The sequence below is a fragment of the Bacteroides sp. 3_1_13 genome, assembly GCF_001185845.1.
GTDB lineage: Bacteria > Bacteroidota > Bacteroidia > Bacteroidales > Bacteroidaceae > Bacteroides > Bacteroides xylanisolvens.
In genome coordinates this window covers 16,048-37,157 of sequence record NZ_KQ236958.1, presented here as the reverse complement: position 1 = coordinate 37,157, position 21,110 = coordinate 16,048, and the positions used below count along the sequence as shown (strand labels likewise).

The following is a 21,110-nucleotide window of genomic DNA, read 5'->3' as shown; positions in this document are numbered from 1 at the left end:
TTCAGAACCGCATTAAGAGGAGTAGTGGATGAGAAATTCTTCCTCTTTAGACTGGCTAAGATTTATGCATACCCCCAATGATTATCGGGTGAGCCAGATTAATTCACAATCAAACGGATAGAAAAATACAAAGAAGTTCCTTAAACAAAAAAATCACCCTTACTGCATACTGTAGTAAGGATGATTTTATTAATCTAATATTTTTCAGACAGACAATCTCTTTTCAATCTGTGTAATCTGTGGTGAACTCTTATTTCAACTTAGCCAATGCTTCTTTGATACGACGGATAGCCTCTACGATATTTTCATCGCTTGTAGCATAACTCATACGGATACATTCAGGAGCACCGAAAGAGGCACCACCTACACAAGCCACGTGAGCTTCTTCAAGCAAGTACATTGCCAAATCATCTGAATCTGCAATCTTACGTTCGCCATTGCTCTTTCCAAAGAAAGCATCGCATTTCGGGAACAGATAGAAAGCACCTTGCGGAACGTTTACCTCAAATCCCGGAACTTCCTTAGCCAACTTCACAATCAGGTCACGACGGCGTTGGAATGCTTTCTGCATTTCTTTTACCGGTTCTTGTGTTCCTGTATATGCCACTTCAGCCGCTTTTTGAGAAACAGAGCAAGGACCTGAAGTGTACTGACCTTGCAACTTGTTGCAAGCTTTTACAATCCATTCCGGACCGGCAATGAAACCGATTCTCCATCCTGTCATAGCGTAAGCCTTGGATACACCGTTTACAATCACTGTACGTTCCTTCATTTCTGGGAATTGAGCGATACTCTGATGCGCACCAATATAATTGATATGTTCGTAAATCTCGTCAGCGATTACTATCACCTGCGGATGTTTAGCCAATACTGCTGACAATCCTGCCAATTCTTCTTTTGTATATACAGAACCTGTCGGATTAGACGGAGAACAAAGAATCAATGCTTTCGTCTTCGGAGTAATAGCTGCTTCCAGCTGTTCAGGAGTAATCTTGAAATCTTGTTCGATACCTGCCGAAACAATTACGGGAGTACCTTCTGCCATTTTCACCATTTCCGGGTAGCTTACCCAGTAAGGAGCCGGCACGATGACTTCGTCACCCGGATTTACCAATACAAGGATGGTATTACAAACAGATTGTTTGGCACCATTGGCACACGAAATTTGAGCGGCTGTATATTCCAGACCGTTTTCTTTTTTCAGTTTCTCAACAATAGCATTGCGCAAAGCCGGATAACCCGGTACCGGAGAGTAACGAGAAAAGTTATCATCTATGGCTTTTTTCGCAGCTTCTTTGATGTGGTCAGGAGTATTAAAATCCGGTTCTCCTACACTTAAGTTAATAACATCAACACCCTGTGCCTTGAGCTCGTTGCTCTTTTGCGACATGGCAAGCGTCGCCGATGGCGACAAGCTGTTCAAACGATCTGATAATTGATTCATTTTGTATCTATTTTATTGTTGTTGAGTGAAAATCGTTGCAAAATAAGCGATAATATTTGATATATGAAAACAAATTGGCAATTTACTTATTAAAATGTAAAGTATGCCCCATTCTTTCTTTCTTTGTTCTCAAGTATCGTTCATTATACGGATTAGGAACTGTTTCAACAGGTACATTTTCTACTATCTCCAATCCGTATGCTTCCAAACCAACACGTTTCACCGGATTATTTGTCAAAAGTCTCATTTTGTGTACTCCCAGTTCACGAAGGATTTGTGCGCCTACTCCATAATCACGTTCGTCGGCAAGGTGTCCCAAACAAATATTCGCGTCAACGGTATCCATACCGTCTTCCTGCAACTTATATGCTTTCATCTTTTCCATCAGACCGATGCCACGTCCTTCCTGATTGAGGTAAACCACCACGCCTTTTCCTTCTTTTTCGATCATTTCCATCGCTTTATGCAGCTGCTCGCCACAGTCACAACGTTGTGAGCCAAGGATATCTCCAGTAGCGCAAGAGGAATGGACGCGTACCAAGATCGGTTCGTCTTCACTCCATGTTCCTTTAAATATAGCCATGTGCTCCAATCCGTTTGATTTCTGGCGGAAAGGAATCAGACGGAACTTTCCGTGTTCGGTAGGCATATTTACTTCTACTCCTTTTTCTACAATGGATTCCTGTTTCAGGCGATAAACGATCAGGTCATGGATAGAAATCAGCTTCAGTCCGTGTTCGTCTGCCATCTGACGGAGTTCGGGCAAACGTGCCATTGTTCCGTCTTCACTCATGATTTCCATCAAGGCACCTGCGGGGTAAAGTCCTGCCAGACGAGCCATATCAATCGTAGCTTCTGTATGTCCGGCACGGCGAAGTACTCCTTTTTCTTGCGCGTACAACGGATTGATGTGTCCGGGACGCCCGAAAGTAGCCGGTGTAGAAGTCGGATCGGCCAACGCCTGAATAGTAGCGGCACGGTCGGAAGCGGAAACACCTGTTGTACAGCCTTCCAATTTGTCAATAGTAACCGTAAAAGGAGTTCCCAACACGGAAGTATTATCACTTACCTGATGCGGTAAATCCAACTCCTTGCAACGAGACACTGTGACAGGTGCACAAAGTACGCCACGTGCATGTTTCAACATGAAATTTACTTTTTCGGGAGTTATCTTTTCAGCTGCAATAATCAAGTCGCCTTCGTTTTCGCGGTCTTCATCATCCACTACTATGACAAACTTGCCTTCTTTGAAGTCGGCAATCGCATCTTCTATTCTATCCATTTTAATAGTCTCTTTCATAACACTTATTTATTGATTTTCTGTATGATGAATTGAATTTGTTCATTGTTCTTTATAATCCGTTCCATATCCTTAGCCAGACGAACGCGGAACGCCCAGATGCGGAAATAGAAAAATAAACCGATAGGGAAAATGACTCCGGCTACCAGATTCAACCAATATATATGGAACGGGCGCACATGAGCAGAAACGGAAATAACCGGATAATTGTTTAATGCACCGATCAAAGTGGCAGATTTCGTATTGGACATTTCTTCAACCAACGCTTCCAGCTTTTCATTGATTGCCATCACCTCGTTATCATCCTCACTCGCCATCCACAACTTAAAGTAATTCGGTGCTTTTTCCAATCGTTTCCTGGCGGCATACGCTTTACACTCTGCCGAAAGTTGTTCCAAATCACCCGTCAGACGTGCGTAATCAGGATCATGAATAATCACTTCTTTCTTAAATATATGACGCACACTACGAATTCCCACAATCTTTTTAAACCAGTTGATATAAGCATCTGCATTAAGCACCACAGAGTCTTTATTCGATTTATAAGTAAGGAAGATTCCTAACGGGGCAAGGACTGCGCTACTTGTCCACATCCCCATCCAAACAATCCACTTACCGTCGCGGGCCATTTTATATCCTGTATTATCAATGATATAATAAATGATAAACACCAACACTGATACGATGACCGGCATTCCCAGACCTCCTTTACGGATAATACCGCCCAACGGAGCTCCGATAAAGAAGAACAGCAGACAAGAAAGTGAAATTGTTATCTTCTTATGCCATTCCGTCTTATGTTTTCGAATACTATAATCATTGTTCTCCATCGTGAATTTCTTGAACCCAAGATCGTTAGCCACGTTCTCCGCACGACTGACAGCAGAAGAAATCACCTTCTGTTTCTGCGTTAAAGAGGCTACTTCGTAAAGGCTGTCTACATTATATTCATGAATATCCGCCTTTTCTATTTTGACCGTATCTTCTTTTGTCAATCCATAAGAAGGACGGAAATTTCCTTCTGCCACTTCCCTGTAATACTGTCGTCCGATACTGTCTCCCACAACCGTCATCGAGTCAATGGAACTCTGCAGCTGCGCCATGTCCTTAGCACTGGACTGCTTACCCATAATCTCACCGTCAACCATATTGAAATCGGAATTAAACTCAATAATGGTATGTTTTTCCCTGAATTCCTCGCGTCGGTAAGGTACATTCTCCGATTTCATACTTTGAGCTTTCAGATTCTCAAATAAATCTCCGCTATACAAATGCAGCCAAAGATGCTGTTTATCCGCGGTCATCTCCAAACGCCCGGAATCAGCATATATAATACGTGCTTTCTCAAAGCCATCTTTCATACTATAAATCAGCACATCATATAGCATACCGGTCTTCCGGTTCTTCTTAGCTACCTTTAAATTATAGTCCTTGATTTCAGAATAGAAAACTCCTTCCGGAATGTCCAACTCCGGAGATTTTTGTTTCATCGAAAGGATCAGGGTTCCCAATTTAGCCTGGGCGATAGGACCTACTACATTTTGGAAATAGAATGAGACACCGACAAGCCCGCAAACGAAGAAAGCAAGCGGACGCATGATTTTAAGGAGAGAAATACCTGCGGCTTTCATCGCAAGCAATTCATAACGCTCGCCAAAGTTACCGAAAGTAATCAAAGAAGCCAGTAGCACTGCCAATGGCAACGATACCGGCACTAATGTTAACGCGGAATAAAAGAAGAATTGAGCCATTACGCTCATCTCCAATCCCTTTCCGACCAATTCGTCTACATATCTCCACAGGAACTGCATCATGAATATGAACAGACAGATGAAGAATGTACCAATAAAGAGCATCAAAAAACTCTTTACGATAAATATATCTAATTTCTTTATGCGTAGCATCTTAATAGGTTCGTGCAATTAGGATGCAAAATTAGCACAAAAAAAGGAGCATCGAAAATTTTTAGTTGAAAGTTAACTAAAAACCACAAGTTCTTCTTAATTTAGCTACTTGTGACTCCCACAATTCTTTCATATCATCCACTTCATCCGGCTCTGCGAAATCGGTAATTTCCAACACATAGTCACTAGTCAGCTCATTATAAGTCATCTTGATTTCAAAATAATCGCGTTCGTTTTCATCATCCTGCCAACGGAAGCGGATAAAAGAGAAAGAGCGAATGGCAATAATCTCTGCTTTCCTCAGCTCTGTCTTCCCCCAATGAAACTCTACTATTTTATCGTCAGAAATAACTTTATCGGCAAACCAGTCCTCCAACCCGGTCGGTGTACTTATAGCTGACCAAAGAATATTTTTAGACGTTGCATTCAACAAATACTCCAAATGAATCTTTTCCTTTTTCATAGCAATTTCGAATTGTTTTTACGTGTGCCAAGATAAATACTTTTTTCTAAATACATCGCATAAATCAGACACTTTATTTAATTATTCTTTCATTATCGGACCTCAAACTCCCTGTTTATAGGGAAAATCAAACCCCTTCTTAAAGAAAAAACACAAAAAAGTTATGAATTGTTTTGGAGATTATAAAAAATCATCTATCTTTGCACCCGCAATCGAGAAACGATGGCGGGATAGCTCAGCTGGTTAGAGCGCATGATTCATAATCATGAGGTCCCCGGTTCAATCCCGGGTCCCGCTACTAAGCCGAAAGGCTTGTAAATTAGGCAATTAGGAGGCTTCCACTCTTGGGTGCCTTTTTCTTTTATACATCAATTGGTGGCAGGTGACGCCATAGGTGACGCTAATTAACGACTTCCTAATTACCTGTTCTGATTTGACATTAAGTTATCATCGCAAAAATACGAATAATCTATCTTTTCTTGGAAAAAAAGTCTATAAAAATAGGTTTAAGAAAAAAAATAACTAGTTTTTTCACAAGAACTATCATCACTATCTAATTACTAGTCAAATTCACAGTCATCACAATCACTTTGACAAAACGGGTCATACCAAAATTCCTCATATTCTTTCTCTGATTGTTTTATTTCCTGTATCATTTTTTCTCTTTCTTTCTCATCTTTTACCCATACCCCCTCGTCAACATTTACACGCCACATCTGTTTCTCTTTCCATTTTTCCCATTTCTTCATTTTCATTTCTAAATTTTCCCTTTCCTTCGCATCTTCACAACAATCCAGTTCTATTTGAATATAGTCACTCATATCAAAATTTTGCAAATTTATATATCGATATTCATCCAAATCCTCCTTATCATAACACATATCCTCATACAAATCCTCAAAGATACTTTCTGCCTCCATACTAGTTGCCCAACCTTCATCATGTATATGTTCTTTTTTTATTTTATTACAACAAAGCTCATACTCGTAATCAATAGGAGTAAAAAGCTCTTTAAAGATATTCTCATAATCTGGATTATTATAAAATACGGCTATATTATTAACATCAAAAAAATGAGTTTCTTCTGGGTTCATTTTGGCAAAAGAAACAAATTCAGTAATCTTACCTCTAATATATGCTTCTAAAGAACATGGTGACCACTCATTTTCTTCTTTCCATTCTTCAATTAGAGACTGATTCATTTCCATATAGTTTTCTAATGGAGGCATCTGAAACATTTTCTGTCCCTCTAACCAATGATGCAATTGTTCTATCCCCAAAGAATCTCTTGCAGCAGCCATAGACAAAATATTCCCCTTTAAAATTCCCAATAATTCTTTAAACGATTTTAATGATGTAAGCCTATCCACTCTCTTATTTTTATGTTTATAATCAGCTATTATTTCCGAAATATTAGTACATTTATTCACCAAATAAGAAGATAAGCTATTAATACTCCCCATAGTATAAGATGCTTGCAACTCAGGTGTAACATAGTCAGTTAATCCGTATTTCTGAATCAGAAAATAATGTTTCAATATAAATCCAGCCAACTTATCAACTCCCACAACTTCATTAGACAACGAACAATATCTACCGATTTCTCTACTATACTCTGTTTCCTTTACTGTTTTTCTATATTCCAATGGATATCCTTCCTTATAAGTAGAATTAGCCATTTTTATAATGTAACGTACGCCAAGAAAAGATTTTTGATAGTATTTTTGTAGATATAGTCTACTACAATTCATTCGAGCATCAATAATTTCATCAATATTAAGATGATTAGCCAACTTTTCTAATGCTAATCGCGAAAAACCATTCACGTTTACTAAATAGATATTCATACGTCAGATGTTAAGTTTTACAATCCTACAAATGTAATAAAAAACAGCAAATGAATTTCTTCAAATGCTGTTCTTTAATGTTCTAAGATACCTTTTCATTATTCCATAGTTAATAAAACTGCTAAATCATAAAATTCACTAAGATTCTTCGCATAATATTCTCCCTTTGAAGTAGCCATTTTATTTGGATATGGTACTATACCAACTCGTTCTAAATCTAATCTATCTGCATCAAAGCAAGTATCAATAGTTAAGTTACCTGTTCGCAATGTTGTAGTATGAAGTTCACAAGCCTTAGACAATAACTCAAATTCATTATCGGTTAGTTCTTTTAGTAATGTGTGCCTAATCCCATTAATCATAATAGCGGCTCTTTTTCCATGTTCAATGTCACAACCATTATCTATTCTGCATTTATCATGCAGATAAGCAAACAACCTAACAACCGTAATATTTACTTCTGATGTGGCAAGTATTATTCCGTTACGTTCCACTCTTTGCCAATGTGGTAAACCATGAGTTTCCCCAAGCTCCCAATCTTTTAAAGCAAATTGTTTGATTGCTTCTATATCTAAAGAAGCTAACTCTTGCATAACCAACCTTTCTTTAAACTCTGAAAGATGCTTACTATGATTATTTTTGCTTCTATGAAACCACTTAAACATACAAAGATTGATTTAGTTGTGATAAAGATAAGAATTATTCCAGTGGATTATATGGAAAACGATTAATATTCATACTAATTATTTCTTCTGCTTGCTTCTTTATGAAATTCATATATTCTAACTTCACTGTTACAATAATATCACGCTCATAAGCCTTTTTACAGGTAGCTTTACAGAAAAAACATCTACCACCCTTGGTATTGCCTTCAATAGTATAACTATGGTCTGTAATATCTTTCTTAATAATTCTATTGCCTTGTTCTACTTCTGTATCAATCATTATATCAAACCATTCATGAAGCGAATAATCATCTTTAAAAACATCGAAGTAAGTAGCATACACATTCAAACAGATTGTACTATCTTCATTTACGAAATGATTGCCATTGCCTAAATCCGATTCTTTTCCATGTGTAAAGCTAGAGGGATATACCAAGAAATAATCAAAAGTTCTATTCCAATAAAACCTTGTATCATTATATTGGTATATCCTATTTCTGTAATCAATCAGTTTCACACCTTTTACTCCTAATACAGAATCTACCCATTGCAAATGCTTAGCTTCTGATATATCCAAAGTAGGATGATTATCATATATAGATAAGCTAGCAATAGTAGCCTGTATATTACTATCCTTTTTACTAGTACAAGATAGTAATAACATTAATAGTAGTATGTAGATAGTTACTAACTTCATAATCATGAGCTTCTTGATTCTTGTTACTTAATAAGAATAAGGTATTTGATATATTTTTATTTATGAATCTTATTTATATCAATAGTATCATATTCAGAAATACCATTATATCTTCCTTCTCTTACTTTCTGTAATCTAGCATTTATCTTTTTATACAGTCTATATGGACGAGTTGGAGTATTACTATCTGTATTTTTATCATAACCTATGATTTTTGCTTCTATCAGTTCTATTTGGTTATATTTGCTAAGTCTGTCATCACTGTTCAATATTACCTTTTTAGCTAAACCATATTTATAATAACCATCGTAGTAAACGCTTCCTGTTCTTTTATGCACTGTTATAGTTTTACCAATAGAATCAAATTCAGTATTATAATCACTGATTTTTCCTGTTGGATTAATAAATGGTGCTTCTGTCAGTTGCTTCACTTCATTATTGGTTATCTTGTAAACATCATAAGTATTGCAGTATCTTATGCCACATCTCCAGTTATTGATAATTAATTCTTCTTCTCCGTCAAAATCCACATCAGAGAAAAAGAATGGTGAGTTATGACTTAAATACTCATTTGTTGATTTAGGTAAATAGTCCAATTCTAATATCATATTATCTCTAACTTCTTGTTCGTTTACATAATAAAGAACACTGTCAGAAAAGCTTTCATTATAAATATAGAATCTATTATCTTCTTTTTCAAAGTAAAGTAAGGCATTACCCCAAATTTCTGTATTTCTTTCTTTATCATAAGTATAGTTATAAAGCAAACACATAACAGTTACATCATAGCCATTTACAGGTTGCTTGTACTTTATAAAAATACGTGGTTTAAAGTATTTAAGCTCATCATCAAACAAAGTATTATACAAAAACTTTGCACATTTCATAAAGTTAGCTGCTGCTAACGCATCTTTCATATCCTGTTCACTTGATTGTTTTTTCCTATCACAGGATAAAACAGAACATAAGAAGATTGGTAATATGCAATATAAAATTTTCCTCATTATTTTATTAGGATTATACTAGTAAAGAACTCCCAATACAAGAAACATTAATAATTAATGTATTATTCTTATATTGGGAATTTATTGCACAAACATAATCACCATTCCTTTAATGGCGTGGTATTATATACTGAATTTTCAAAGTTAGAATATGAATTAGGAAGATTATACCTATTTTCAATGACAGATAGCACAGAATTAAAATCTTCTATTTCCTGCACGGTTGGTATTTGGCTATAATTTAGTATAGCATATAGTAACTTCCTAAATTCAATTTGATACTCTTTATCTAAATTGCTCAACTGTTGAAAGTTAACAAATCCATTTGACATAGTGGGAGATAAACATTCCTGCATTTCAATAATAGAAAGATGAAGAAAAGACTGTCCCCACCTCATTAAACAATATTTATGATTATTACTCAATTCTCTTTTGTTATGAATAACAATATCAAAAATTGTTCTAAATGCTGCTTTCCGTTGTTCTAATGTTGGCATATGTATTTTATTTAAATTTACAACCAAATAGCAATATCAATACCTGTTTGAGTTTTCAAAACTCTAGCTTCATTATTTAATCTTGCTTCAAATAGTCGAAATGGAATTTCACTTCCATCATACCATTTTACAGCAATAGAGTTATATAGATTCCAGTCAGTTCTTCCATTTGGTTTTAACAATCGTTCCAATGTTCTAACCTCATTTTGTAACGCTGAAGCAATACCTTTTACCATAGGTGTAGCTTGACCATTAGAAGAAGCATATTCTTGTTCTATTTGTCCTAAACCTGTACTTATTTTTAATGCACAAGATTGAATCTCTGCTTTACTATTATTTCCAAAATTAAAGAATCCCATATCTAATTATTTTTCTGTTAGTAAATCAAAATATAAACTGCTCAAAAATTGAGTTGGCTACTTAAAAGATAGTAGCTAAAATTTGTACTGAATGTCTGATTCGTAGTTATTCCGCTTTAGGTATCTTGTTCCCTTTAGATACTATTAAAAATTAAAAGGCGTGGAAACTATTGAATATTATCATATTGAGGCTCTGGACTGCCCAAGGTTGAATAATAAACAATAGCCCACGCCAAACGATATATAGACTATCTTAACAAGATAGGTATATAACATTGACGTGAGCGTTCTTGCCTATTATCTTCAACCTTCGAAATTGTCCAGATTCCAATATGAGATAATATCTTAAACGCTCTTCGTTAACTAATATGTCCTTTCAGCCCCAACACATTAGGTATCTGAAATTGCCACAAAGTTACGAAAAGCGTTTGTAATAGCAAGAACTATTGTTTATTAAAAAGTAAGGCAATCATAAGTATTTAATAGCTCTTCTTGTCTCAACCCTAAATATCTCTTAGTAATTGATACACTAGAATGATTAAATAATTCCATTAGCTTAACAAGTGCCAACTCTGAATTATCGCTATTCATATTATACACCTGTCTACCAAATGTTTTTCTTAATGAATGGCATGAAAAGTTTTTAACCGATAGCTTGTATTTGATTTGCATTTTTTTCAATAATACATCAATACTTTGCACTCTGTAAACCGTTCCTTTCTGACTTACTAAAATAGGTGCATTTATTCCAATCGGTTGTATCTGTTTATAACAATCTGCAATGTGCCGTTTTAACTGCTGATTAATTCTGATAGTACGCTGCTTTCCTGTTTTCTTCTCTATTATCGTAAATTCATCAACATTTAAAATCTGTTTCCAATGTAAGGCAAGCATATCACTTATTCGTAGTCCCCAAAAACAACCTATTGCAATAAGTAGGGACATCTTATAATCTTCGTCTTTATAAAGAGAACGAACTAGGTTCATAGCTTCTCCCCATTGTAGATAATCGGCTGTTGTATTACTATATTTCAAGCTCATAAATATTCAATTTTATAAGTAAATAAATAAAAGTGAATATTCCACCAATACCACCAAGCAACCTATAAAGCTAACTTACTGATTTATAATGAAACATTCACTTTGTATATTAGTGACGATTATTCGCTTCTTCCACTTCCCATAAGCCAACTAAAAGTATAAGCCATACGAATGGAACACAAGCACTAATCATAGCCAATACCACCCAAAAGAGCCAAACGAGTATCTTATAATAAAACATGATTCTTTATTTTAAATAGATTAATAATTGAACGGTTTATTTCCATATTGATAATCTGTTATTGATAAACAGATTCTATCAAAGAAAGAATATCCCTTATCTGAATAGAAATACTTCCTATAAATCTCATCATTGGAATTATCCAATAAGACATCTAATTTCAGCAACCAATATTTCAATGCTTGCAACCTCTTTATATATTGGAGATTATTCTCACAATGGTAAATTGTTTCTTTCAGATATTCAATCTTTCTAACCATAGTTTCCTTCTTTCTATCCATTGTAATGCAATTAATAAAATAGGAGAATACCCATTTCTGAATATTCCCCTGTTTAATCAATCAATAAACCACTTATATTTAGTGTCTCCATGCAAAGCAGCATTTATTCCCGTTGCTATTTCGGTTGCATTTACTGCTCTATCCAAGAAGCTGTCTATATAACTGCTCTTATTTGCTCCTGTCAATAGATTGTACAATTTCCACATACTTATATCATTCCCCAAGCTCCCAAAGTTCTTATCATTGATATATGCTTTTACAACTGTATTTATCTGCGAATCAGTGATGAGCATTTTAGGAATATCTTTCTGATAACCTTGTGGCAATGATTGATAAAGTCTCATTCTCCCAAGTAATTGGCAAAATTGATGTTCTGTAAGATATGAGTTACTAAGTGTTTGCATTAAGTGTATGTGTTTGGCTGTGTCGTATTTATTGAACATCTCTAATACGGCTTGATATAAATCCCTTGTATTAGTAACTTCCAAACAACTAAGAAAACCGTCTGTTGACACACACAAGTTTGTGCAAACCTTACAAATGAAGCCTATAAATACTTTAAATCGTTCTGCTCCTTTCTTTGAATAAAGATTAGTGTGATTATAAGCACGAACACCACCAATAGTTAATATTAACTTATTCCCGTTCACCGTTTCGTAAATCGTAGGAATCTGAATAATAAAAGCACATCTTTCGTAGTAGATAGTCTTATCACTTTCGAGAAGTTGATTTGCAGGTTTGTGTATTGCTTCGGGCACTCTCCCTTTAATAATGTGACTTACACGAATATCGGGCTTATCAATACTTTCACCACTGAAAAACGTATTTGCAGCGTCATAAACAGTATCAATAAATGCAGGGTGAGGAATTGTAAGCTCATTATCTTTGGCGAATACGGGTGTAATACAATCTTCTTTCAAATGTTGCATTGTAACCTCTAGTGTATTAGCTTCCAAGAAATGAGGATTCTCTTTTTTAACTTTTGGTTGTTCTTCGATTATTACTGCTTCTTCTGCATATTCACCAAAGTTGTTTTCCCTTCTTACTTGTGGCACATTGCCAATAATTTGTAGATTTCTCATAACGAATAAAATTTTAAATGATTTATAAATTGATTACGTGGATTGAAATATATTTCGTTTCTCTCCAACTACCCTCGGGGGACGTTAGAGCTACTCTACTCACTTGTACGTAACTTTCAATTCAGTAAATCATAGGAGAAATAAGCTGATATATATTTAAGCTCCTATTTTTATAGGTAGGGGGTATTATATATAAAGTACCTATACTTTATTGCGTGCCTATGTATTACTATGCACTATAATAGAAAGGAGAGTATTATACTACTATATAAAGATACACTAAGTAGTAATATCAAAGAATGAGCATTGTTTATTTTTTTACCTTGTTTATTATGACTAACTTTGAGTATTCTTAAAAATCAAGAACTACCTGTTTGGCAATGGTTCAACTCCTTGAATTATATGTAAATCAAACAGGTCATATTTGCATTTTCCCACACTTCCATTGGGAAAATTAACTCCCATATTTAAAATTGCGAACTGCTATATCCCTTGTATTAGACAAGAATTTAGAAGTTCCACAAAAAAAGCCGCAGTTGAGCACATTTGTAAGTGTACTCGCTTGCGGCTATTTTTGTTTTTAGTTAGGTAGTAGACTAATTTATTCGTCAAAGTCTCTATAATGAGCTTATTTGTGGGCATTGACATATTTTTCAGTGTCTCATACTTCAAGTGCAGGATTAGCCTATATAACTCTTAATCTTTAAAAATCAGAACAGATACTCTGTCACCCTAAAAAATGAAGTTCATGCGCACATAAAGTTTAAATTCTTTAGTAGCAGGGGAAAATGTGTGTTATAATATATAATTAATATCAGATACTTTTTCCCCACTACCTTACTTATGTAAAGCTAAGAATGGCTTGTAATACTAATAATAACACTGCACTTTACCGTACACAGAAAAAATCACTTTTATTGCATCCTATTCTGTAAAACTGGTAGGTGTAAGGGAAAAAGTACTGTATATTAATATATTAATAAAGAACACTTTTTCTCCTTACTTGGGAATTATGATACTCCCATCATCATTTATCTCTACTATTTTATTTACTTTCTTTTTAGGTAGTTTTTTCTGCTTAGAAAAATCATTTTCTAATAAAATATTTTCAGTATGTAAAGTTAAGGGAGTAGTAATTGATACTAAATCAGCGCCAGCAAGTTTTATTATATACTTGTCATAAGTCTTTTTATCTATTCCGATTGCTTTGATTATATTTTTTCTAATCAGCTCTATATTGCCATATTGGGATAATAGAAGCAATTGGATAAAGAAGCCCTTTATCGCTGCATCCAGTTCGATTAATGTAAACTTATTGGAGATAGTGATGCACTGTTCTTCCATTGCAGGAATATGATAAATATTCCGTCTAGTTAGATAATAAAAACCATTATCCACAAAATAAGGCTTTATATCCAAGTACTCCTCAAATTTCTTATTAAAACTGCTTACTGATTTACCTCCACTTGTTCTTTTCAATTCATCTAAAGTAATTCTCACATTATACCAATCATCTCTTGAAAGAGACAAACAGAAAAATCTATAAATATATGCAGGCTTAAATCTATTTAAAATGGAATAGTTTACAGTCGCCTGATTTTTACAATTAACAGGTAAAAGCATTTTTAACAATAATAATATGTTACTTAATTTTAGAAAGTCCACCTGTCACATGGACTTTCTATTAGAATATAATATGAATTAGGCTGCCTTTCCTATAATATCATGGTTCCTTAGATATTGGCTATGCAAAGCTGAATATATTTCGTTCAATTTATCAATGGATATATTAGATATAAATGTAACGGTATCTTTATCCAAAGTCTTAACTGTTTCTATGACTTCATTAATTCCAATTGCACTTTCTACGCCTTGTGGTTTATGCTTTGATAACATAGTCATAGCATCAATCATATAACGTTCTTTGATAAACTTATCTTTGAAACCCACAATTTTCAAAGTGTCTATAATTCTATCACCAACTGATAAATCATATTCAAATTTAGTTTCAACCTCACCAACCATTGCATCATTCCAAACTTTTAGACTTAAGGTCTTCCCTTGATTATAATATTTAGTAATTACACTAATATTAGCTTTCAGCTCTTTAGCTTTTTGGAATATCTTTTGATAAAACTCATGTTGAGTAGCCAATGCCGCATTACCTGCCTTTTCCATGCCATTAAACCCTCTACTTAGTACATTATTTATCCCTCTATACTTTGCAAACTCTTGCAATGATACAAATTCCTTGATTCTAACATTTTCAACAATTAAAGCTGATTCATCTTTAACCACCCTATCAATATTGGCTTCATGATAAGTTTTCCATAGCCAATATCCATTTGCCGTATCAACAGGCACATAAACATTTGGAGTATTTTTAGGAATAACATTACCATTCAAGTCTTTCAACTCAATATCCGCTTCATAGAAAGTTTGAGCTGCCGTTACAAACAGAGCCGTTTTTTCAAATTTATCATCACCAATCAAATCTTTTCCCAATTCAACATTCACTTTAGTTACAGTCATATTATAATCGGACATTGCAATAATAATATCCTCTTTTCTTTTGCTAATAACCTCCTTTTCTTCTGTAGATTCTTCTACTTCCCAAAACTCAACTGGAATAGTAGGAGAATCAACATTACGCAATGCAACCACATAATCCTTTTCAGCCTTAGCAACATTAGTTTTAGCTGCTTTTACAATATTGGTATCTGCATCTTCATTATCAAATAGATATTGTCTTTTTTCCATTAGGATTTTGCGAGCGTTTTCCAATACTTCATTTTTTGAAAGAGTTCCTGTTTGAGTTTCCTGTTGCTTTTCCATATTATCACTATTTTTTAAAGATTCCACATTAACATTTCCATTCTCGTTTACTGTCATTGCATTAGTTGTTTCCATTGTCTCTTTCTTTTTTATTAATAACTAAGTTTTAAGTAATCATTAACTTGGCGCCTTACTGTTTTGATTACAACGCAAAGATATGGGTAATACAAAAAAAAGGAACAGATTCTAATCTGTTCCCCCAAGTAAGTCTAAAATGTTAAATACGATTAACTAATCTATTTTTATATCATGACCATAAAAATAGCTGCCCATCGTCTTAGTTTCATATCCTTCGTAATCTATAAGAAGTTTATTGTAATATTCCAACCTATTGCGATAATACATTTCATCATCTTTATTCAGAAGTATCGTATTATCATCAAAAGAATGTAGACGAAGAAAATCTAAAGTGTAAAGAAGAAGATACTTCTCATTGGTAGTAGCACCAACTGAATCATTGGGAATAATTAAACGAATTACCTTTAACAACTCCGTTACAAAAAAATAATTAAATGCTCTCTCGCTTTCTGCTTTGGGTGTATCTTTATTTATATGAAGATAATTATTATCATCAAATGGTCTATGTGTCATTTCTGCCAACATGAATACTCGCTCTATATCTCGTTTATTTGACATAGTAATAACATCTGATTTTACAACCTTTTTCGCCTTAATGGTGATATTTAATGTAGTATTTTCATTATCAATGCAATCCTTCAATAAAACACGTATTTCATTGCTCCTATCGATTGATTGGCTTTTTTCAAATATAGGGCATAACGCAACTAGAATATCTTTATCTGTAACAGAGAAGGGGCGCTGTTTCTTTTCTCCTTTTGTTCTTACTATCACTTCCAAATTATCTATATTTGCTTTAATGAAGTCCTGTACTCTTTTTGCTTCATCATTATTGGAAAGTTTCACCATATACTTCCCACTGTATTTTACAAGATGTAAAGTATAAATATAAATAATCAGTCCCCAAAAAGCTTCTTTATCAAGATTCAGTTTAGTTAAGTATTCCTGCAATTTCTCATGCTTATAAAAAGTTTCTTCCGTTACTTTAGGGGGAAGTTGTTGTAAGAAACCATTATATTTCCTACAAAATATATAATTCTCATTGGTTAGGTCAGCACAGTCACCATCGAATACCCAAAAATATCTATCCTGGTATATATTTATATATCTAAAAAGATTATCAGTTATTTTCATAACAATAATTTTAGGATAAACCCATTTTATCTTTTATATTCCTTATATCGGCGTCCATACCCTTATTTTTAATATCTTGTACTATACTTCCTAACTGGTTTAAAACTACTCTAGGTTCATGATTCTCCTGTTCTCCCAAGTACCTCATAAAACATTCAACTGTTTCAATACGATTATTCATATTTCTTTTTCCGTTTTCTGTACAATGAGGAAAAACTTGACACATATTGTTAAAAAACACTTCATCAAATATAGGTGTATCTTGTAAAACAAGCTCAAAATAATAAAAACGATTCATTACTTCGTTCAAATAATAATATCCTTTAGCTGAAATACATACATTGAAAACTTTTTCAGGCAAATTCACCCATTTTATATCTGTTAATATCTCATCTGTCTCTATCAACTCTAATTTGAGCAATAACTCTAGCTCTTTATATATTATATCTGTCTTATATCCATAATTAATAAAACAGTTAGCCAAATCACTCAGAGAGTCATATTTATTAACATTTCCACCCGATTTTAATTTATTAGATAAATATTTTAATATCCATATTTTCAAAAAATGATTAGAACTTTCATTACATGGATAAAATAAATTAGGAATGACACTTATTTCATGATTATAATACAGCTTATTATGAAGCCCAATTGATTTAACAAATTCATGAATAGGTATAGTTATTTTATGGTTATCCCTATTAAAACGGACCCTCATTATATACTCAGAAACATCTGTATAACCAGAAATTAAAAATAATTTAAATAGCCTCAACCCTTCCCGAGTATTGGGAAATGTTGAATAGTTTAGGAAATCAACAATCAATTCATTAGAATTGTCAAATAAAGAATTTTGAAGACTAAGAAAAAATTCTTTTATATTCTGAGTCTCCATTTCAATCTTATATCCTACTTGATTTACTCCTGTTACATTCCTTTCTATAACGGAAGAATCAAATTCGATTTTCTTCAAAGTGTAGCTTATTCTTTTTTGTAGCACTTCACTATACTTTGGAGCTGTCACGTGATATACATTGCTTTCAAAAGCATTAAATGGAGGTAAATTTCTCCATTTATAATAGTATCCTTCACGCAAAGAAACGAAAACCCCACAAAAAGCTCTTCTGTTCAATGAACTAGCAAAAAGAAAAGCACTTTCTTGAGTCTCCATATCAAATTGGTCAGCATTATCAATAATAACAATAAGTCTCATTTGTCTTTCTCTAACTAGATATTTAGACAGTTCCTCTAAATGAAGTTCTTTATGCTTAAATTTTTCCTCTATAAAAGAATTCAACTTATCAACATAAACAAGTTGATTTTTTTCTTTATAAACACTCCAAATTCCTCTATCATTTCTATTTATTTCATGTATATAAATACGCTTCAAGACTTTATATGTATCAAGTTCTAAAAAAGGATATTGTTCATATAATGAATTTAAAATATCCTCTGATATTTTTTCTGTATCAACATTTTTAGAATTTTTATAATACTTAATAAAGTCAACATACACATACGGATATCTATTAATAGTATCATTGGGTAGCTTATTTTTAAACAAAAAGTTTATAAAAGTAGTCTTACCTGCACCTTTTGAACCTACAATAATTACAGGTTTCGGAGGAGCCATTTTCAACGACACATTCGAAGATGTTATTTCCGCATTTATTTGTTGAGAAATACTATCATGATTTTGAGCACCTACAACTTCTGATAAAAAAGGAGGTGTATCACTAAATAATCCATTTAATTCTGCTCTATTTTTTATTGTTTCCTTATTTTCAACGAAACACTCTTTAATAAATTCAGCATCATCTTCTTTTATATCTGAAAATATTTCCCCAAAAATAGTCTCTATAATAGGAGTCAAATTAGTACTAATACTATTCCGTACAATTTCTTTCTCACGGTCTACTAATGTCTCAATAATTTTCTTAGAAAATTCTATTTCTTTATTCTGCAAAAATTTAAAACCACCATTTTCAATAATACCTTCTTTCGATAAATTGTTATAAAAAGTTATGAAATTTTCTTTTATCTCATCCAGTCCATTAAAAACTAAACATTTATTTTGTTTCCATAATGTTCCATTATGATTAATGAACTGCCCTATAATAAACTGTTTTCCATTCGTTATTATCCCATAATCAATACCTTCGTCAGATAAATAGTTTCTAATTTGCTGTATTACATCTCTATTTTCAGATAATAATGTATTAATAGAAACTATTTTCGTTTTAATAGGTAATACAAAATCTAAGAATTGTTTTTTGGCTTCAACTAACATATAAAAACCAGGAATAGAAAAACGATAATCATAATACCCACAGTCAACGTGTCCTTCCCGCTGTATATTACTTTCAGACCACCCTAAGATATCAATAAACAATTTATCTATAACTTTAGAACGGGTATCACTTTCAGAAAAATCACAAGTTTTATATTCTTCATAATTTTGGAGAAATAAGAGAAATTTTTCTCTTGCACTATCTATATTCATAAATTTACAATTTTAGTTTATAAAGCAGCTAAAGGTAAGAAAATTTTCTCATACCAGTATAAAGGTATTTCTTTATTATACAAAAAATCATAATAATTTTCTCATTGCTTCATCTATCTGCTCATTTTCAAAACTATCCAAATAATATTGCGTCGTTGACAAGTTTGTATGTCCTAATGCTTCACTAATAATCGAAATATTGACTCCAGAGCGTTTTAACACTGTAGCAAAAGAATGTCTTGCCACGTAGGTTGTTATAGGAATAGAAAGATTTAGAAATTGACCAATCTTTTTAAGATTCCTATTAACACCCTTAGTTACCTTTATTATTCTATCGTCTTGTTGTTGCTGTGTTTTATGAATTCTTCTATCAAGAATAGGAAAAATAAAATCTTTAGGACTACAACCTTCTTTAGCATATTTCAGAATAATTTCTCGTAGTTGTCCTTGTAGGGCAAAATTAATAGGTTGCCCCGTTTTATGACGGTTAAAACGTAAACGATTCTCTGTTATGTTTTCGTATCTCAAATATGCAATATCAATCAAATTAATACCACACCCCAAATAACTAAACAAAAATAAATCTTTACTCAAATAAAGTAATGGACTATGATATTTGGTGATTAACCGTAAATCCACATTCATTATCCTTTTTATATCTTCTTTCTTTATTGCTCGTTTAGAAGTTTTTTTGCAAAATCGTGCAACCTTAAAACGTTTAAAAGGATAATTCTTCTCATGCACAAGATTATCCTCTATTGCCTTATTATACAAAGCCCGTAATTCTCGAAATCGAATACCTATGGTATTACTGGAATTCTCACGACTTTTCAAAAAAGTCTCATACCTTCTTAACCAAGCCACATCAATACTCGCAAAAGATATATTCAAATTACCACAAAAAGCGAAAAGAGAGTTATATGTACTGCGATATACTTTAGCATTTCCAATTCTCTTTTCAACTTTCATTATTTCAATTTGTTTTAAAAGATACTCTCCAACCGTTTGAGGAACTACGGTATTCTCCATTTTATCAACTAATGACTGTGGAGTAAAGTTTTTATCTTCACTTTTAAAATCAATAACTTGCTCCAAATACTGTTGCTTTTTTGATTCTATCATTTTTATCAAAGCCTCTCTATTGGGACAACTCTTTTTAGGTTCGTTCTTCTCAAAATTCCAAAACTGGGCTCTAATAGATAATCCTAAACTCTTAGTTGCTCTCTTTTTACCCTCACTCACCTTTACAAATAAAGGGTGTTCACCATTTGATAAAGTTTTTGATTTAAAACATACCACACTAATATTTACGCTCATAATCAGAAAGTTATGAACAGTATTTCAGGTGACGCTATAGGTGACGCTATTTTATCATTTTCCCCACAATAAATCTCTTTTACATCAAATCGCAATATTTTACAAACATATATATATCGCTGATTATCAACAAAAGGGATAGCTCTGTCGGTAGCTTTCAAAGGCGTCAGCCTTTGGAAGACGCAGATTCATAATCATGAGGTCCCCGGTTCAATCCCGGGTCCCGCTACTTGATAAGAATAAGGCATTTGAGAGGCTTCCACTCTTGGGTGCCTTTTTCTTTTATACATCAATTGGTGCCGGTTTACACTATGGTTTACGGCTCACCCGCAATTTCTTGGGGGTAACTATTTGTAGCTTTCTTTAAAGTGATTACTTTTGTAATATGACAGAAGCAGCATTAATATCTTTAGCT

At 33.4% G+C, this 21,110-nt stretch carries 18 protein-coding genes and 2 tRNA genes; 2 read left to right on the top strand and 18 right to left on the bottom strand.

Going from position 1 to position 21,110, the window contains the following annotated elements:
• Positions 1 to 250: 250 nt before the first annotated feature.
• The 4 genes from HMPREF9009_RS23515 to HMPREF9009_RS23500 all read right to left on the bottom strand — a co-directional run bounded on the left by HMPREF9009_RS23515 (position 251) and on the right by HMPREF9009_RS23500 (position 5,111).
• Positions 251 to 1,444 carry a pyridoxal phosphate-dependent aminotransferase gene (locus HMPREF9009_RS23515; protein ID WP_004306402.1) on the bottom strand — a complete coding sequence of 398 codons (1,194 nt, stop codon included), beginning with the start codon at positions 1,442 to 1,444 and terminating at the stop codon, positions 251 to 253.
• 82 nt (positions 1,445 to 1,526) lie between these two features.
• Positions 1,527 to 2,744 carry a bifunctional 3,4-dihydroxy-2-butanone-4-phosphate synthase/GTP cyclohydrolase II gene (locus HMPREF9009_RS23510; protein WP_004309056.1) on the bottom strand — a complete coding sequence of 406 codons (1,218 nt, stop codon included), beginning with the start codon at positions 2,742 to 2,744 and terminating at the stop codon, positions 1,527 to 1,529.
• Between the two features lie 5 nt (positions 2,745 to 2,749).
• The gene (locus HMPREF9009_RS23505) at positions 2,750 to 4,648 is read right to left on the bottom strand and encodes an LptF/LptG family permease (RefSeq protein WP_032812063.1); all 1,899 of its coding nucleotides are present in this window, start codon (positions 4,646 to 4,648) and stop codon (positions 2,750 to 2,752) included.
• Positions 4,649 to 4,724: 76 nt separating this feature from the next.
• Positions 4,725 to 5,111: an START-like domain-containing protein gene (locus HMPREF9009_RS23500; RefSeq protein ID WP_008640713.1), complete on the bottom strand. Its 387-nt coding sequence runs from the start codon at positions 5,109 to 5,111 to the stop codon at positions 4,725 to 4,727.
• A 224-nt stretch (positions 5,112 to 5,335) separates the two neighbouring features.
• Here HMPREF9009_RS23500 and HMPREF9009_RS23495 point away from each other — a divergent pair.
• Positions 5,336 to 5,409, top strand: a tRNA-Met gene (locus HMPREF9009_RS23495).
• 262 nt (positions 5,410 to 5,671) lie between these two features.
• Here the strand turns inward: HMPREF9009_RS23495 and HMPREF9009_RS23490 are convergent.
• The 14 genes from HMPREF9009_RS23490 to HMPREF9009_RS23425 all read right to left on the bottom strand — a co-directional run bounded on the left by HMPREF9009_RS23490 (position 5,672) and on the right by HMPREF9009_RS23425 (position 20,695).
• Positions 5,672 to 6,958, bottom strand: coding sequence for a hypothetical protein (locus tag HMPREF9009_RS23490; protein ID WP_005678243.1), 1,287 nt, complete (start codon positions 6,956 to 6,958; stop codon positions 5,672 to 5,674).
• 98 nt (positions 6,959 to 7,056) lie between these two features.
• Positions 7,057 to 7,551, bottom strand: a complete 495-nt coding sequence (locus HMPREF9009_RS23485; protein WP_049703609.1) for a hypothetical protein — start codon at positions 7,549 to 7,551, stop codon at positions 7,057 to 7,059.
• 106 nt (positions 7,552 to 7,657) lie between these two features.
• Positions 7,658 to 8,320 (bottom strand): hypothetical protein, encoded by a 663-nt coding sequence (locus tag HMPREF9009_RS23480; RefSeq protein ID WP_232313739.1) that lies wholly within the window; start codon positions 8,318 to 8,320, stop codon positions 7,658 to 7,660.
• Between the two features lie 56 nt (positions 8,321 to 8,376).
• The gene (locus HMPREF9009_RS23475) at positions 8,377 to 9,237 is read right to left on the bottom strand and encodes a hypothetical protein (RefSeq protein ID WP_232313733.1); all 861 of its coding nucleotides are present in this window, start codon (positions 9,235 to 9,237) and stop codon (positions 8,377 to 8,379) included.
• Between the two features lie 185 nt (positions 9,238 to 9,422).
• On the bottom strand, positions 9,423 to 9,821 hold the full coding sequence (locus HMPREF9009_RS23470; protein ID WP_151922258.1) for a hypothetical protein: 399 nt from the start codon (positions 9,819 to 9,821) through the stop codon (positions 9,423 to 9,425).
• Positions 9,822 to 9,838: 17 nt separating this feature from the next.
• Positions 9,839 to 10,180 (bottom strand): hypothetical protein, encoded by a 342-nt coding sequence (locus tag HMPREF9009_RS23465; RefSeq protein WP_049703545.1) that lies wholly within the window; start codon positions 10,178 to 10,180, stop codon positions 9,839 to 9,841.
• Between the two features lie 453 nt (positions 10,181 to 10,633).
• Positions 10,634 to 11,221, bottom strand: coding sequence for a tyrosine-type recombinase/integrase (locus HMPREF9009_RS23460; RefSeq protein ID WP_049703544.1), 588 nt, complete (start codon positions 11,219 to 11,221; stop codon positions 10,634 to 10,636).
• 261 nt (positions 11,222 to 11,482) lie between these two features.
• Positions 11,483 to 11,743, bottom strand: a complete 261-nt coding sequence (locus HMPREF9009_RS23455; RefSeq protein WP_049703607.1) for a hypothetical protein — start codon at positions 11,741 to 11,743, stop codon at positions 11,483 to 11,485.
• Between the two features lie 56 nt (positions 11,744 to 11,799).
• Positions 11,800 to 12,825, bottom strand: a complete 1,026-nt coding sequence (locus HMPREF9009_RS23450; protein WP_049703543.1) for a DUF3871 family protein — start codon at positions 12,823 to 12,825, stop codon at positions 11,800 to 11,802.
• A gap of 999 nt (positions 12,826 to 13,824) precedes the next feature.
• Entirely contained in the window at positions 13,825 to 14,448 is a 624-nt protein-coding gene (locus HMPREF9009_RS23445) for a hypothetical protein (RefSeq protein ID WP_049703542.1), read from the bottom strand.
• A 78-nt stretch (positions 14,449 to 14,526) separates the two neighbouring features.
• Entirely contained in the window at positions 14,527 to 15,735 is a 1,209-nt protein-coding gene (locus HMPREF9009_RS23440) for a hypothetical protein (protein WP_049703541.1), read from the bottom strand.
• A gap of 156 nt (positions 15,736 to 15,891) precedes the next feature.
• Positions 15,892 to 16,872: a hypothetical protein gene (locus tag HMPREF9009_RS23435; protein WP_005678226.1), complete on the bottom strand. Its 981-nt coding sequence runs from the start codon at positions 16,870 to 16,872 to the stop codon at positions 15,892 to 15,894.
• A gap of 10 nt (positions 16,873 to 16,882) precedes the next feature.
• Complete coding sequence (locus HMPREF9009_RS23430) at positions 16,883 to 19,378, bottom strand: P-loop NTPase fold protein (RefSeq protein WP_005678225.1); 2,496 nt, start codon at positions 19,376 to 19,378, stop codon at positions 16,883 to 16,885.
• Positions 19,379 to 19,465: 87 nt separating this feature from the next.
• The gene (locus tag HMPREF9009_RS23425; protein WP_005678223.1) at positions 19,466 to 20,695 is read right to left on the bottom strand and encodes a site-specific integrase; all 1,230 of its coding nucleotides are present in this window, start codon (positions 20,693 to 20,695) and stop codon (positions 19,466 to 19,468) included.
• Between the two features lie 132 nt (positions 20,696 to 20,827).
• On the opposite strand from HMPREF9009_RS23425, the gene HMPREF9009_RS26055 reads away from it, so the two are divergent.
• Positions 20,828 to 20,924, top strand: a tRNA-Met gene (locus HMPREF9009_RS26055).
• The last annotated feature ends 186 nt before the right edge of the window (positions 20,925 to 21,110 follow it).